Here is a 15491-nt window from a genome sequence, read left to right as displayed (position 1 = left end):
CCCGTGCCCGAATTGAGAGGGCGCATTGAGCAACGACCGACACGTCCCGGTGATGCTCCAGCGGTGCCTGGACATGTTGGCCCCCGCCCTGGAGCGCCCCGGCGCGGTCGTCGTCGACTGCACCCTGGGGCTCGGCGGCCACAGCGAGGCCCTGCTGAAGAGGTTCCCCGAGGTGCGGCTCGTCGCCCTCGACCGCGACAAGGAGGCCCTGCGGCTCTCCGGCGAGCGGCTCGCCCCCTACGGGGACCGCGCCACCCTCGTCCACGCGGTCTACGACGAACTGCCCGAGGTCCTCGACCGGCTCGGCATCCCGAAGGCGGACGGCGTCCTCTTCGACCTGGGCGTCTCCTCCATGCAGCTCGACGAGGCCGACCGCGGCTTCGCCTACGCCCAGGACGCCCCGCTCGACATGCGCATGGACCAGTCGACCGGCATCGGCGCGGCCGAGGTCCTCAACACCTACCCGCCCGGCGAACTGGTCCGCATCCTGCGCGCGTACGGCGAGGAGAAGCAGGCCAAGCGGATCGTCTCCGCGATCGTGCGCGAGCGCGAGAAGGAGCCCTTCACCACCAGCGCCCGGCTCGTCGAACTCATCCGCGACGCCCTGCCCCAGGCCGCCAAGCGCACCGGCGGCAACCCGGCCAAGCGCACCTTCCAGGCCCTGCGCATCGAGGTCAACCACGAGCTCGACAGCGTCGAGAGGGCGATCCCGGCGGCCGTGAAGGCCCTCGCCGTCGGCGGCCGGGTCGCCGTCCTCTCGTACCAGTCCCTGGAGGACCGGATCGTCAAGCAGGTCTTCGCGGCCGGCGCGGCCACCACCGCCCCGCCCGGCCTGCCGGTCGTCCCCGAGAAGTACCAGCCCCGCCTGAAGCTGCTCACCCGCGGCGCCGAACTGCCCACCGAGGAGGAGGTCGCCGAGAACCGGCGCGCCGCCCCGGCCCGGCTGCGGGGCGTCGAGCGCATCCGGGAAGACGTCCTGTGAGCACGGCGAAGGGGCCCCTCAAAGGGCGGGCCGCGCGGCTCGGACGGCTCATGCCGTCGGGGCCGAGCACGGCCGCCCGCACCCCCTTCGTCCTGCTCGTCGTCGTGCTGCTCGGCGGCGGCCTGATCAGCCTGCTCCTGCTGAACTCGGCGCTCAACCAGGGCTCGTTCCGGCTGAACGAGCTGAAGAACCGGACCACCGAGCTCACCGACGAGGAGCAGGCGCTCCAGCGGGACGTGGACGCCTACGCGGCCCCCGACGCCCTGGAGCGGCGGGCCCGCGAGCTCGGCATGGTACCCGGCGGCAGCCCCGCCTTCCTCGGCCCGGACGGCAAGGTGCTCGGCAGGCCCTCCGCCGCCCCCGCCCCGGAGCCGAGCCCGACGCCCACCGCCACCGCCTCCGCCACGGCGGACCCGCCGCCCGCCGCCCCGAAGCCGTCGGCGGGCACGGGCGCGACGGCCGGCGCCCCCGACGGCACCGCCACCGGCCCGGCCCCGACCACCCCGCCCGCAACCGCTCCGACGACCTCCGGCAGGTGACCGAGCAGTGCCCCCCAAGGAGCCCCCGCGCCGCCGCGTCCCCGGCCCCGCACGGCCCGCCCGCCCCCGGCCCGCCGCGGCCTCCGGCTCCGGCGGCGCCCGCGCGGCCCGCCCCGCGCCGCGCCCCGCCGCCGGGCGGACCGGGCCCCGGCCCCCGGCCCGACGGCCCCGCACCATCCGGCTCGGCAACCCCCGGCCCCGGCTGCGCCTGGTCTCCCTCGGCCTGACCCTCGTCATGCTGGTCTTCGTCGTGCGGCTGCTCCAGGTCCAGGCCGTCGACGCCAGCGCGTACGCCGCCAAGGCCGACAGGTACCGCTTCCAGGAGTACACGCTCTCCGCCGAGCGCGGCGAGATCACCGACCGCAACGGCATCGCGCTCGCCGCCAGCGTCGACGCGTACGACATCACCGCCGACCCCAAGCTCTTCACCGCCGAGGAGAGCAGAACCGCCGACGCCCCCGAGCAGGCGGCCGCCCTCCTCGCCCCGATCCTCGGCAAGCAGCCCGCCGAACTCGCGAAGAAGCTCCGCACCCCCAAGTCCCGCTACACCCTCCTCGCCCGCAAGCAGACCCCGCAGGTGTGGAACCAGATCAAGGACCTCAAGAAGCTCTACGCGCAGAAGTCCCAGCCCTCCGCGGGCGGCAACGGCGTCAACCTCCTCGGCGGCGTCCTCAGCGAGCCCAGCACCAAGCGCGTCTACCCGAACGGCGAACTCGCCGCCGGGATACTGGGCTACGTGAACGCCGAGGGCCGGGGCGCCGGCGGTCTGGAGTCCATGCTCGACCCGCAGCTCGCCGGCAAGGACGGCAAGATCCGCTTCACCCAGTCCGGCGGCCGCCAGGTGCCCACCGCCGGGTCCCGGGGCACCCCCGCCGTCCCCGGCGCCGGCATCGAGCTGACCATCGACCGGGACATCCAGTGGGCCGCCCAGCAGGCCATCACCGAGCAGGTGCAGAAGTCCAAGGCCGACCGCGGCTACGTCGTCGTGCAGGACACCCGCACCGGCGAGGTCCTCGCCATGGCCAACGCCCCCGGCTTCGACCCCAACGACCTCTCCGCCGCCAACGCCGCCGCCATGGGCAACGCCGCCCTCCAGGACGCCTACGAGCCCGGCTCGACCAGCAAGGTCATGTCCATGGCCGCCGTCCTGGAGGAGGGCAAGGCCGCCCCCGACACCCACGTCACCGTCCCCAACCGGCTCCACCGCGGCGACCGGCTCTTCAAGGACGACGTCGACCACCCGACCTGGTACCTGACCCTCAACGGCGTCCTCGCCAAGTCCAGCAACATCGGCACCATCCTCGCCACCGGCCGGCTCGGCGCCACCCAGGCCGAGTCCAACGAGGTGCTCCACTCCTACCTGCGCAAGTTCGGCATCGGCAGCCCCACCGGCCTCGGCTATCCCGGCGAGACCCCCGGCATCCTCGCCAAGCCGAAGGACTGGTCCACCTCGCAGCAGTACACGATCCCCTTCGGCCAGGGCCTCTCCGTCAACGCCATGCAGGCCGCCTCCGTGTACTCGACCGTCGCCAACGGAGGCGTACGGATCGCCCCCACCCTCGTGCGCGGCACCAAGGGCCCCGACGGGCGCTTCACCCCGGCCCCCCGGCCCGAGGAGTCCCGGGTCGTCAGCGAGAAGACCGCCAGGACCCTCGCCGCCATGATGGAGTCCGTCGTCGACGACGAGGAGGGCACCGGCACCCGCGCCGCGATCCCCGGCTACCGCGTCGCCGGCAAGACCGGCACCGCCAACCGCGTCGACCCCGAACTCGGCCGCTACAAGGGCTACACCGCCTCCTTCGCCGGCTTCGCCCCCGCCGACCAGCCGCGGGTCACCGTCTACTGCGCCATCCAGAACCCCACAAAGGGCAGCTACTTCGGCGGCCAGATCTGCGGACCCATCTACAAGAAGGTCATGGAGTTCGCCCTCAAGACCCTCCACATCGCCCCCACGGGCAGCGACCCCGCCCGACTGCCGGTCGTCTTCGACCCCACCCCGTGACACTCCGGGAGCACCAGTGACAACGATCACCCCCCATTCCGGGAACCGGAAATCGAACTCCGGCGAGGCCCCGGGCTCTTTTGGCCCCCCACAGGGTGGGCCCGGTACGCTCACCGCCGTGCCACACGCTGATCAGTACCGAACCACCCCGCCACGGCCGGAGCGGACCCGCCCGACACCCCTGGGCGACCTGGCCGCGCACCTGGGGACCGATACCCCGGGCGACGCCGAGATCTCGGGCATCACCCACGACTCCCGGGCCGTGCGCCCCGGCGACGTGTACGCCGCCCTGCCCGGCGCCCGCGCCCACGGCGCCGACTTCGTCGCCCAGGCCGCCGGACTCGGCGCCGCCGCGGTCCTCACCGACCCGGCGGGCGCCGAACGCGCCGCCGCCACCGGCCTGCCGGTCCTGGTCGTCGACGACCCGCGCGGCCGGATGGGCGAACTCGCCGCCGAGATCTACGGACGTCCCGGCACCGACCTGCTCAAGATCGGCATCACCGGAACCTCCGGCAAGACCACCACCGCCTACCTGGTGGAGGGCGGCCTGCGCGGCGCCGGACGGAGCACCGGGCTCGTCGGCACCGTCGAGATGCGGATCGGCGACGAGCGCATCAAGTCCGAGCGCACCACCCCCGAGGCCACCGACCTCCAGGCCCTCTTCGCCGTCATGCGCGAACGGGGCGTCGAGGCCGTCGCCATGGAGGTCTCCAGCCACGCCCTCGTGCTCGGCCGGGTCGACGGCTGCGTCTTCGACGTCGCCGTCTTCAACAACCTCAGCCCGGAGCACATGGAGTTCCACTCCGACATGGAGGACTACTTCCGGGCCAAGGCCGGGCTCTTCACGCCCGAGCGCAGCCGCCTGGGCGTGGTCAACCTCGACGACGCGTACGGCCGCAGGCTCGTGAAGGAGGCCGGCGTCCCCGTCCTCACCTTCTCCGCCGAGGGCCGCGCCGACGCCGACTGGCGCGCCGAGGACCTCGTCCTGGGCTCCCACGACTCGACGTTCACCGCCGTCGGCCCCGGGGGCGAGCGGTTCCCCGCCACCGCCCCGCTGCCCGGCCCGTTCAACGTCGCCAACACCCTCGCCGCCATCGCCGTGCTCGCCGCCGCCGGCCTCGACCCGGAGGCCGCCGCCGGGGGCGTCGCCGCCGTCCCCGGCGTCCCCGGCCGCCTGGAGCGCGTCGACGCCGGACAGCCGTACCTCGCGGTCGTCGACTACGCGCACAAGACGGACGCCGTCGAATCGGTCCTGCGCTCCCTGCGCGAGGTCACCGAGGGCCGGCTGCACGTGGTCATCGGCTGCGGCGGCGACCGGGACACCACCAAGCGCGGCCCGATGGGCGCCGCCGCCGCCCGGCTCGCCGACACCGCCGTCCTGACCTCGGACAACCCCCGCTCCGAGGACCCCCTCGCCATCCTCACCGCCATGCTCACCGGCGCTGCCGGGGTCCCGGCCGAGGAGCGCGGCGAGGTGCTCGTCCTCGCCGACCGCGCCGCCGCGATCGCCGCGGCCGTCGCCCGCGCCCGGCCGGGCGACACCGTCCTGGTCGCGGGCAAGGGCCACGAGCAGGGCCAGGAGGTCGCCGGGGCCGTCCGCCCCTTCGACGACCGCGAGGTCCTGCGCGCCGCGATCCTCGAACGGAAGGCCCGCACCTCCCCGGCGGGCAGCAGTGCCGAAGCCAGCCACCAGAACAGTCAGGGATGAAGCAGTGATCGCCCTCTCCCTCGCCGAGATCGCCGAAATCGTCGGCGGGCAGGCGCACGACATACCGGATCCGGCCGCCCGGATCACCGGGCCCGTCGTCATCGACTCCCGCGAGGTGCGGGACGGCAGTCTCTTCGCCGCCTTCGCCGGTGAGCGCGTCGACGGCCACGACTACGCGCGGCGCGCCGTGGAGGCGGGTGCGACGGCCGTGCTCGCCGCCCGCCCCGTCGGCGTGCCCGCGATCGTCGTGGACGACGTCCAGACCGCCCTCGGGGCCCTCGCCCGCGCCGTCGTCGAACGCCTCGGCACCGACGTCGTCGCCCTCACCGGATCGGCGGGCAAGACCTCCACCAAGGACCTGATCGCCCAGGTCCTGGAGAAGCACGCGCCCACCGTGTGGACGCCCGGATCGCTCAACAACGAGATCGGCCTGCCCCTCACGGCGCTCCGCGCGACCGACGAGACCCGGCACCTGGTCCTGGAGATGGGCGCCCGGGGCATCGGCCACATCCGCTACCTCACCACCCTCACCCCGCCCCGCATCGGCCTCGTCCTCAACGTGGGCTCCGCCCACATCGGCGAGTTCGGCGGCCGCGAGCAGATCGCCCTGGCGAAGGGCGAGATGGTCGAGTCGCTTCCCACCGAGGCCGAGGGGGGCGTGGCCGTCCTCAACGCCGACGACCCCCTCGTGCGCGCGATGGCCGACCGCACCAAGGCCCGCGTGACCCTGTTCGGAGAAGCGGACGAAGCGGCCGTACGGGCCGAGAACGTCCACCTCACCGAGACCGGGAGGCCCTCTTTCCGCCTTCACACACCCACCGGGTGCAGCGACGTGACCTTGCGCCTGTACGGTGAGCACCACGTGTCGAACGCGCTCGCCGCGGCCGCCGTCGCGCACGAGCTGGGTATGCCTGTCGAAGAGATCGCCACCGCGCTCTCCGAGGCCGGCTCCCTGTCGCGCTGGCGCATGGAGGTCACCGAGCGTCCGGACGGCGTGACGATCGTCAACGACGCCTACAACGCGAATCCCGAGTCCATGCGAGCCGCCCTGCGCGCGCTCGCGGCCATGGGCAGGGCCGCACAGGCCCGAGGGGCCCGTACGTGGGCGGTGCTCGGCAAGATGGCCGAGCTCGGGGACGCATCGCTCGTCGAGCACGACGCGGTCGGACGGCTCGCCGTCCGGCTCAACGTCAGCAAGCTCGTGGCGGTCGGGGACAGGGAAGCGTCCTGGCTGCAACTGGGCGCATATAACGAGGGTTCGTGGGGTGAGGAGTCGGTGCACGTGTCCGACGCGCAGGCGGCGGTCGACCTGTTGCGCAGTGAGCTGCGCCCGGGGGACGTCGTCCTTGTGAAGGCTTCCAGGTCGGTCGGTCTCGAACAGGTCGCCCTGGCTCTCCTCGACACCGAGGGCGAGGTCACCGGCCGATGAGGCAGATCCTCTTCGCGGGGGCCATCGGGCTCTTCCTGACCCTGATCGGCACCCCGCTGCTCATCAAGCTGCTCGCGCGCAAGGGGTACGGGCAGTTCATCCGGGACGACGGCCCGCGCGGCCACGCCGGGAAGAAGGGCACGCCCACCATGGGCGGCATCTCCTTCATCCTGGCCACGCTCATCGCGTACGCGCTGGCCAAGGTCATCACCGGCGAACCCGTCTCGTACTCCGGCGTGCTCGTCCTCTTCCTGATGGCGGGCATGGGCCTGGTCGGCTTCCTCGACGACTACATCAAGATCGTCAAGCAGCGGTCGCTCGGTCTGCGGGCCAAGGCGAAGATGGCCGGACAGCTGATCGTGGGCATCGCCTTCGCGGTGCTCGCGCTCCAGTTCTCCGACTCGCGCGGCCTCACCCCGGCCTCCGAGAAGCTCTCCTTCATCACGGACTTCGGCTGGACCATCGGCCCGGTGCTCTTCGTGGTCTGGGCGCTCTTCATGATCCTGGCCATGTCCAACGGCGTGAACCTGACGGACGGTCTGGACGGCCTGGCCACCGGCGCCTCCGTGATGGTCTTCGGCGCGTACACCTTCATCGGGCTCTGGCAGTTCCAGGAGTCCTGTGCCAACGCGCTGACCCTCACCAACCCGAACGCCTGCTTCGAGGTCCGCGACCCGCTCGACCTCGCGGTCGTGGCCTCCGCCCTCATGGGGGCCTGCTTCGGCTTCCTGTGGTGGAACACCTCGCCCGCCAAGATCTTCATGGGCGACACCGGCTCGCTCGCCCTCGGCGGCGCCCTCGCCGGCCTCGCCATCTGCTCCCGCACGGAGCTCCTCCTCGCGCTGCTCGGCGGCCTGTTCGTGCTGATCACGATGTCCGTGGTCATCCAGGTCGGTTCGTTCAAGATGACCGGCAAGCGCGTCTTCCGGATGGCCCCCCTCCAGCACCACTTCGAACTCAAGGGGTGGTCCGAGGTCCTGGTCGTCGTCCGGTTCTGGATCATCCAGGGCATGTGCGTGATCGTGGGCCTGGGCCTCTTCTACGCGGGATGGGCAGCGGACAAGTGACGGAACGGCTCGACTGGAACGGCAAGAAGGTCACCGTCGCGGGACTCGGCGTCTCGGGCATCCCGGCCGCCCGCGTCCTGCACGGACTCGGCGCGCGCGTGACCGTCGTCAACGACGGCGACGACGAGCGCTCCCGGACCCAGGCCGCCGCGCTGGAGGCCGAGGGGATCACCGTCCGCCTCGGTGACGGGGCGACCCTGCCGTCCGGCACCGAGCTGATCGTCACCACCCCGGGCTGGCAGCCCGACAAGCCCCTCTTCGCGGCCGCCGCCGAGGCGGGCGTGGAGGTCTGGGGCGACGTCGAACTGGCCTGGCGGCTCCGGGGCCCCGGAGCCGCCCCCTGGCTCGCGGTCACCGGCACCAACGGCAAGACCACGACCGTGCGGATGCTCGCCTCGATCCTGGAGGCGGCCGGACTGCGGACCGCCGCCGTCGGCAACATCGGCGTCTCGCTCCTCGACGCCGTCCTCGGCGACGAGGAGTACGACGTGCTCGCCGTCGAGCTCTCCAGCTACCAGCTCCACTGGGCGCCCTCGGTCCGCGTCCACTCGGCCGCCGTCCTCAACCTGGCGCCCGACCACCTCGACTGGCACGGCTCCATGGAGGCGTACGCCGCCGACAAGGGTCGGATCTACGAGGGCAACCGGGTCGCCTGCGTCTACAACGTCGCCGACGGGGCCACCGAGGACCTGGTCCGCGAGGCCGACGTCGAGGAGGGCTGCCGGGCGATCGGCTTCACCCTCGGCACCCCCGGCCCCTCCGAACTGGGCGTGGTCGAGGGCCTCCTCGTCGACCGGGCCTTCGCCCCGAACCGGCAGAAGAACGCCCAGGAGCTGGCCGAGGTCGCCGACGTGCAGCCCCCGGCGCCCCACAACATCGCCAACGCCCTCGCGGCCGCCGCCCTGGCCCGCGCCTTCGGCGTCGACGCCAAGGCCGTACGGGACGGCCTGAAGGCCTTCCGGCCCGACCCGCACCGCATCGAGCTGGTCGAGGAGGTCGGGGGAGTCACGTACGTGGACGACTCCAAGGCCACCAACACCCACGCCGCGGAAGCCTCCCTGGCCGCCTACGACCCGATCGTCTGGATCGCCGGCGGCCTCGCCAAGGGCGCGACCTTCGACGACCTCGTCCAGAAGTCCGCGAAGCGGCTGCGCGCGGCCGTCCTGATCGGCGCCGACCGGGCCCTGATCCGCGAAGCCCTGGCGCGACACGCCCCGGAGGTCCCGGTGGTCGACCTCGACCGGACCGACACTGGGGCGATGTCCGAGGCGGTCCGCGAGGCGGCCCGGCTCGCCCGCCCCGGGGACACGGTCCTGCTCGCCCCGGCCTGCGCCTCGATGGACATGTTCACCAACTACACCGAGCGCGGCGAGGCCTTCGCGGACGCGGTCCGCGCCCTCGCCGCCGCCGGGGACGCCTGACCCGACCAGTGGGAGGGTCCGGCCGCACCGGACACGACCGGAGGGGACGGCGACCATGCCGAGCAAGACCGCCGGGACGCGCCGCCCCTCCGCCGCACGCGGCGGGGGGCGGACTCCCGCGATCCCGCGGCGGACGCGCGGCGGGGGGATCCGGGGACTCCACGAGCGGGCCAGGAAGGCCTGGGACCGCCCCCTCACGGCGTACTACGTGATCATCGGGGCCGGGATGCTCATCACCGCCCTCGGGCTCGTGATGGTCTACTCCGCCTCGATGATCACCGCGCTCCGCTACGAGCTGGTGCCGTCGTACTTCTTCCGGAAGCAGTTCTTCGCCGCGCTCCTCGGCACCGGACTGCTCCTGGCCGCCTCCCGGATGCCGGTGAAGCTGCACCGGGCGCTCGCCTACCCGATCCTGGTCGGCGCCCTCTTCCTGATGGTGCTCGTCCAGATCCCGGGGATAGGGCAGTCCGTCGGCGGCAACCAGAACTGGATCTCCCTGGGCGGCCCGTTCATGCTCCAGCCCAGCGAGTTCGGGAAGCTGGCGCTGATCCTGTGGGGCGCCGACCTGCTCGCCCGCAAGCAGGACGTGCGGCTCCTGACCCAGTGGAAGCACATGCTGGTGCCGCTGGTCCCGGTGGCCTTCATGCTGCTCGGGCTCATCATGCTCGGCAGGGACATGGGCACCGCGATCATCCTCACGACGATCCTCTTCGGCCTGTTGTGGACGGCCGGGGCGCCCACCCGGCTCTTCGTCGGCGTGCTCGCGGTGGCGGGCGCCCTCGGGGCGCTGCTCATCAAGACGAGCCCGCACCGGATGGACCGCTTCCAGTGCATCGGCGCGTCCGACCCCGGCGGCGAGGGAGCCCCCTGCCTCCAGGCCGCGCACGGAATCTATGCTCTGGCGTCGGGCGGATGGTTCGGATCCGGGCTGGGTGCGAGCGTGGAGAAATGGGGCCAACTCCCCGAAGCCCACACCGACTTCATCTTCGCGGTCACCGGTGAGGAACTGGGCCTCGCGGGGACGCTGTCGGTACTCGCCCTGTTCGCGGCTCTAGGCTATGCGGGTATCCGCGTGGCCGGAGGCACGGAGGACCCCTTCGTGAGGTTCGCCGCGGGAGGCGTGACCACCTGGATCACGGCGCAGGCCGTGATCAACATCGGTGCGGTGCTCGGCCTGTTGCCGATCGCCGGTGTCCCGCTCCCGCTGTTCTCCTACGGAGGGTCGGCCCTGCTGCCGACCATGTTCGCCGTCGGGCTCCTCATCGCCTTCGCGCGACAGGAACCCGCCGCGAAAGCGGCCCTGGCCATGCGCCGCCCCGGCTGGGGCAAGCGGGTCGGGAAGAGATGGAAGTCGATGCGACGGCGCGTGAAGAAGCGCCCGTCCGGAGAGCGGTGAATTTCGGTGCATGTCGTACTCGCCGGCGGGGGGACCGCCGGCCACATCGAGCCCGCGCTCGCCCTCGCGGACGCCCTGCGCAGGCAGGACCCCAGCGTGGGGATCACGGCGCTGGGCACGGAGAAGGGCCTGGAGACCCGGCTCGTGCCCGAGCGGGGCTACGAGCTGGCCCTCATCCCCGCCGTACCGCTGCCCCGCAAGCCCACCCCCGAGCTGATCACCGTCCCCGGACGGCTGCGCGGCACGATCAAGGCGGCCGAGCAGGTCCTGGAGCGCACCAAGGCCGACTGCGTGGTCGGCTTCGGCGGCTACGTCGCCCTGCCCGGCTACCTGGCCGCCAAGCGGCTCGGGGTGCCGATCGTGGTCCACGAGGCCAACGCCCGGCCCGGCCTGGCCAACAAGATCGGTTCGCGGTACGCGGCCGGGGTCGCCGTCGCCACCCCGGACAGCAAGCTCCGCAACGCCCGCTACATCGGCATCCCGCTGCGGCACACCATCGCCACCCTCGACCGGGCCCTGGTGCGCCCCGAGGCGCGCGCCGCGTTCGGGCTCGACCCGAACCTGCCGACGCTGCTCGTCTCGGGCGGTTCGCAGGGCGCCCGGCGCCTCAACGAGGTCGTCCAGCAGATCGCCCCGGTGCTCCAGCGTTCCGGCATCCAGATCCTGCACGCGGTCGGCCCGAAGAACGAAATGCCGCGCGTCGACAACATGCCCGGTATGCCGCCCTACGTACCGGTACCGTACGTGGACCGGATGGATCTCGCGTACGCCGCGGCCGACATGATGCTCTGCCGCGCGGGCGCGATGACCGTCGCCGAGCTCTCCGCCGTCGGGCTGCCCGCCGCGTACGTCCCGCTGCCCATCGGCAACGGCGAACAGCGGCTCAACGCCCAGCCGGTGGTCAAGGCCGGCGGCGGGCTCCTCGTCGACGACGCGGAGCTGTCGCCGCAGTGGGTGCAGGCCAACGTCCTGCCCGTACTGGCCGATCCGCACCGGCTGTACGAGATGTCCCGCGCCGCCGCCGAGTTCGGCCGCCGGGACGCCGACGACCTGCTCGTCGGCATGGTGTACGAGGCGATCGCCGCCCGCCGCCAGGCGTAGCGCGGCGCTCCGGACGGAAGGGCAGGAGGCGCCGGGTGGCAACCGCACCGACGACCGCCGGGAAGAACGGCGCACGCGGGTCGAAGGGGTCGCCGGACGGTCCGCCCCGGCCGGGCGCCCGGAACGGAAGGTTCCGGGTGCCCGCGCCCCGGTTCCTGCTCTCCGCGCTCGGCCTCGCCGCGGTCGCGGCCGGCCTGCTCTGGGCGCTCTACGGGTCGGACTGGTTCCGTGTGGAACGTGTGAAGACTTCCGGCACCCGGGTCCTGACCCCGGCCGAGGTCGAGCGGGCCGCCGCCGTCCCGGTCGGCGCCCCGCTCGCCTCCGTCGACACCGACGCGATCGAGGCCAGGACCCGGAGCCTGCTGCCGCGGATCGAGTCGATCGAGGTCGTGCGGTCCTGGCCGCACGGAATCGGACTCGAAGTGACGGAACGGAAGCCGGTCCTGCTCATCGAGAAGGGCGGAAAGTTCACCGAAGTGGACACGAACGGCGTGCGGTTCGCCACCGTCGCCACCGCGCCCCCGGGCGTCCCCCTGCTGGCCCTCGACGCCTCCTCCTCCCCGAGCATCCGCCGCTTCGACGCGGACCGGCTGCTCAAGGAGGCGGTCCGCGTCCGGGGCGAGCTCCCGGCGGAGGTCGCCCGGAACACCCGGGTCGTCCGCGTCACCTCGTACGACTCCGTCACGCTCGAACTGACCGGGGGCCGCACCGTCCTCTGGGGCAGCGGGGAACACGGCCCCGTCAAGGCCCGGGTCCTGACCGCCCTCATGAAGGCCGCTCCCAAAGCGGGGCACTTCGATGTAAGTGCTCCCACGGCGCCCGCCTCGTCGGGGAGTTGACGGGCATCACCGCTGGCCAGCACCCTGGTTGGCCAGCGCTACGGGTGATCACATAGGGTGAAAAGAAAAACGGGAGGTTCGGCGTGTTCGTTGAACGTGCGCCGCTTGTCGACTTAGTGTCCTGTTCGGAAGAGTCCAGCGAACAGAGACACTGGTAACCCTAAACTTCAACGTTAGGGTTTGGGTCGGCGTTTCGGACCGTCCCAATCGGCATCCGTCGTCGCAGCGCGGCCAACCGCGCGGTGGCGACACGTAACTCGAGGCGAGAGGCCTTCGACGTGGCAGCACCGCAGAACTACCTCGCAGTCATCAAGGTCATCGGTGTCGGCGGCGGTGGTGTCAATGCCATCAACCGAATGATCGAGGTCGGTCTCAAGGGCGTCGAGTTCATCGCGATCAACACCGACGCGCAAGCGCTGTTGATGAGCGACGCCGACGTCAAGCTCGACGTCGGCCGTGAACTCACCCGCGGCCTCGGGGCCGGGGCCAACCCGGCCGTCGGTCGCAAGGCGGCAGAGGACCACCGCGAGGAGATCGAGGAGGTCCTCAAGGGGGCCGACATGGTCTTCGTCACCGCCGGCGAGGGCGGCGGCACCGGCACCGGCGGCGCCCCCGTCGTCGCCAACATCGCGCGCTCGCTCGGCGCCCTCACGATCGGTGTGGTCACCCGGCCGTTCACCTTCGAGGGCCGGCGCCGCGCCAACCAGGCGGAGGACGGCATCGCCGAGCTCCGCGAAGAGGTCGACACCCTCATCGTCATCCCCAACGACCGGCTGCTCTCGATCTCGGACCGCCAGGTCTCCGTGCTCGACGCGTTCAAGTCGGCCGACCAGGTCCTCCTGAGCGGTGTCCAGGGCATCACCGACCTCATCACCACCCCGGGTCTGATCAACCTCGACTTCGCCGACGTCAAGTCGGTCATGTCCGAGGCGGGTTCCGCCCTGATGGGCATCGGCTCCGCCCGCGGCGACGACCGCGCGGTGGCCGCCGCGGAGATGGCGATCTCCTCGCCGCTCCTGGAGGCCTCCATCGACGGCGCCCGCGGCGTGCTGCTCTCCATCTCCGGCGGCAGCGACCTCGGTCTCTTCGAGATCAACGAGGCCGCGCAGCTGGTCAGCGAGGCGGCCCACCCCGAGGCCAACATCATCTTCGGCGCCGTCATCGACGACGCCCTCGGCGACGAGGTCCGGGTCACCGTCATCGCGGCCGGCTTCGACGGCGGCCAGCCGCCGGCCCGCCGGGACAACATCATCGGCTCGGTCTCGGCCAAGCGCGAGGAGCCCGCCCCGGCGCCCCGCGCCACCGAGACCTCCCGGCCGCTGGGCGGCCTCGGCACGGTGACCCCGCGCGAGGACCCGGCCCCCGCCCCGGCCGAGCCCGTCGCCCCGGCCGTCAACGAGACCCCGCTGACCCCGGCCCCGCCGGTGGTCCCCCCGGCCCGTCCGTACGCGGACAGCCAGGCCGAGGAGCTGGACGTCCCGGACTTCCTGAAGTGATAGGACGGCGCTTCGACGCGAACGGCGCGCACTTCGCCTTCACCGACCGGTGGGGCGGGGTGAGCGCCGTTCCGCACGAGGAGCTCAACCTCGGCGGCGCGGTGGGGGACGACCCCGGGGCCGTGCTCGCCAACCGGGCGCTCGCCGCCGGGGCCCTCGGACTCGACCCGGCCCTGGTGGTCTGGATGAACCAGGTGCACGGCGCGGACGTGGCCGAGGTCGACGGCCCCTGGGGCGAGGCGGAGATCCCCTCCGTCGACGCCCTCGTCACCACCCGGCGGGGACTCGCCCTCGCCGTCCTCACCGCCGACTGCGTGCCGGTCCTGCTCGCCGACCCCGTCGCCGGGGTCGCGGCCGCGGCCCACGCCGGACGGCCCGGCATGGTCGCCGGGGTCGTCCCGGCCGCCGTGAAGGCGATGACCGGCCTCGGCGCCGACCCCGCCCGGATCGTCGCCCGCACCGGACCGTCCGTCTGCGGACGGTGCTACGAGGTGCCGGAGGCGATGCGCGACGAGGTCGCGGCCGTCGAACCGGCCGCCGCCGCGCAGACCTCCTGGGGGACCCCCGCCGTCGACGTCGCCGCCGGAGTGCGCGCGCAGCTTGAACGGCTCGGGGTCCGGGACGTCGAGGACGCCGGGACCTGCACCCTGGAGTCCCGCGACCACTACTCGTACCGCCGCGACCGCACCACGGGGCGACTCGCGGGATATGTCTGGTTGGACGCCGAGTCCTCCCGGGGCGAGGCCCCCGGATCCCCGGCAGGAAAGAGCTGATGACGGACCGCACGGCGGAACTCGCCGAGAACCTGGCCCGGGTGGAGGCGCGCATCGCCGCCGCCTGCGCCGCCGCAGGACGCGCGCGCGAGGAGGTCACCCTGATCGTGGTGACGAAGACCTACCCCGCGAGCGACGTGAGAATCCTCCACGGCCTGGGAGTTCGGCACGTCGCCGAGAACCGGGACCAGGACGCCGCGCCCAAGGCGGCCGCCTGTGCCGATCTCGACCTCACCTGGCACTTCGTGGGCCAGTTGCAGACGAACAAGGTCAAGTCGGTGGTCGGTTACGCCGACGTCGTGCAGTCCGTCGACCGCCCGAAGCTCGTCTCCTCCCTCTCCGCGGCGGCGGAGAGGGACGGGCGCGAACTCGGCTGTCTGATCCAGGTCGCGCTCGACGCGGAGTCCGGCGAACGGGGCGACCGGGGCGGCGTGTCGCCCGACGGGATCGAGGAGTTGGCGGCGGCCGTGGACGCCGCGCCCGGGCTGCGGCTCGACGGCCTGATGACGGTCGCCCCGCTCGCCGGCCCCTACGCCGGCGAGCCGCGCGAGGCCTTCGGCCGGCTGATGGATTTGTCGACTGCCCTGCGCGCGACCCGTCCTGCTGCGAACATGGTGTCCGCTGGGATGAGCGGGGACCTCGAAGAGGCCGTCGCCGCCGGGGCGACACACGTACGCGTCGGTACGGCGGTACTCGGTGTCCGTCCGAAGCTCGGGTAACGTCGCGAAGCAAGTCGGA

Annotated in this window: 13 protein-coding genes; all 13 read left to right on the top strand. The window is 72.8% G+C overall.

Going from position 1 to position 15491, the window contains the following annotated elements; all coding sequences use genetic code 11:
* Positions 1-25: 25 nt before the first annotated feature.
* The 13 genes from rsmH (at position 26) to ACIQKA_RS07280 (ending at position 15472) form a co-directional block, all read left to right on the top strand.
* Complete coding sequence (gene rsmH / locus ACIQKA_RS07340) at positions 26-982, top strand: 16S rRNA (cytosine(1402)-N(4))-methyltransferase RsmH (protein WP_383160266.1); 957 nt, start codon at positions 26-28, stop codon at positions 980-982.
* Positions 979-1521, top strand: a complete 543-nt coding sequence (locus tag ACIQKA_RS07335) for a septum formation initiator family protein (protein ID WP_391093041.1) — start codon at positions 979-981, stop codon at positions 1519-1521. The genes rsmH and ACIQKA_RS07335 overlap by 4 nt, the downstream gene beginning before the upstream one ends.
* A 7-nt stretch (positions 1522-1528) precedes the next feature.
* On the top strand, positions 1529-3523 hold the full coding sequence (locus ACIQKA_RS07330; protein ID WP_402540316.1) for a peptidoglycan D,D-transpeptidase FtsI family protein: 1995 nt from the start codon (positions 1529-1531) through the stop codon (positions 3521-3523).
* A gap of 16 nt (positions 3524-3539) precedes the next feature.
* Positions 3540-5231: a UDP-N-acetylmuramoyl-L-alanyl-D-glutamate--2,6-diaminopimelate ligase gene (locus ACIQKA_RS07325; RefSeq protein ID WP_402540314.1), complete on the top strand. Its 1692-nt coding sequence runs from the start codon at positions 3540-3542 to the stop codon at positions 5229-5231.
* A 4-nt stretch (positions 5232-5235) separates the two neighbouring features.
* Entirely contained in the window at positions 5236-6660 is a 1425-nt protein-coding gene (gene murF / locus ACIQKA_RS07320; RefSeq protein WP_376243169.1) for a UDP-N-acetylmuramoyl-tripeptide--D-alanyl-D-alanine ligase, read from the top strand.
* Positions 6657-7727 carry a phospho-N-acetylmuramoyl-pentapeptide-transferase gene (gene mraY, locus ACIQKA_RS07315; protein WP_062756489.1) on the top strand — a complete coding sequence of 357 codons (1071 nt, stop codon included), beginning with the start codon at positions 6657-6659 and terminating at the stop codon, positions 7725-7727. Before murF ends, mraY begins: the two co-directional genes overlap by 4 nt.
* On the top strand, positions 7709-9148 hold the full coding sequence (gene murD / locus ACIQKA_RS07310) for a UDP-N-acetylmuramoyl-L-alanine--D-glutamate ligase (RefSeq protein ID WP_383149207.1): 1440 nt from the start codon (positions 7709-7711) through the stop codon (positions 9146-9148). The genes mraY and murD overlap by 19 nt, the downstream gene beginning before the upstream one ends.
* A gap of 55 nt (positions 9149-9203) precedes the next feature.
* The gene (gene ftsW / locus ACIQKA_RS07305) at positions 9204-10544 is read left to right on the top strand and encodes a putative lipid II flippase FtsW (protein WP_383149205.1); all 1341 of its coding nucleotides are present in this window, start codon (positions 9204-9206) and stop codon (positions 10542-10544) included.
* Between the two features lie 6 nt (positions 10545-10550).
* Positions 10551-11645: an undecaprenyldiphospho-muramoylpentapeptide beta-N-acetylglucosaminyltransferase gene (gene murG, locus ACIQKA_RS07300; RefSeq protein ID WP_383149203.1), complete on the top strand. Its 1095-nt coding sequence runs from the start codon at positions 10551-10553 to the stop codon at positions 11643-11645.
* A gap of 35 nt (positions 11646-11680) precedes the next feature.
* The gene (locus ACIQKA_RS07295) at positions 11681-12484 is read left to right on the top strand and encodes a cell division protein FtsQ/DivIB (protein WP_402540311.1); all 804 of its coding nucleotides are present in this window, start codon (positions 11681-11683) and stop codon (positions 12482-12484) included.
* A gap of 278 nt (positions 12485-12762) precedes the next feature.
* Positions 12763-13980 (top strand): cell division protein FtsZ, encoded by a 1218-nt coding sequence (gene ftsZ, locus ACIQKA_RS07290; protein ID WP_161371707.1) that lies wholly within the window; start codon positions 12763-12765, stop codon positions 13978-13980.
* Positions 13977-14753 carry a peptidoglycan editing factor PgeF gene (gene pgeF / locus ACIQKA_RS07285; RefSeq protein WP_383149199.1) on the top strand — a complete coding sequence of 259 codons (777 nt, stop codon included), beginning with the start codon at positions 13977-13979 and terminating at the stop codon, positions 14751-14753. Before ftsZ ends, pgeF begins: the two co-directional genes overlap by 4 nt.
* Positions 14753-15472 carry a YggS family pyridoxal phosphate-dependent enzyme gene (locus ACIQKA_RS07280; protein WP_383149197.1) on the top strand — a complete coding sequence of 240 codons (720 nt, stop codon included), beginning with the start codon at positions 14753-14755 and terminating at the stop codon, positions 15470-15472. The genes pgeF and ACIQKA_RS07280 overlap by 1 nt, the downstream gene beginning before the upstream one ends.
* Positions 15473-15491: the final 19 nt, after the last annotated feature.

The organism is Streptomyces sp. NPDC092045, from assembly GCF_044756005.1.
Taxonomy (GTDB): domain Bacteria; phylum Actinomycetota; class Actinomycetes; order Streptomycetales; family Streptomycetaceae; genus Streptomyces.
The sequence above is the reverse complement of the archived record's forward strand: the minus strand, read 5'-3'. Positions and strand labels throughout refer to the sequence as shown.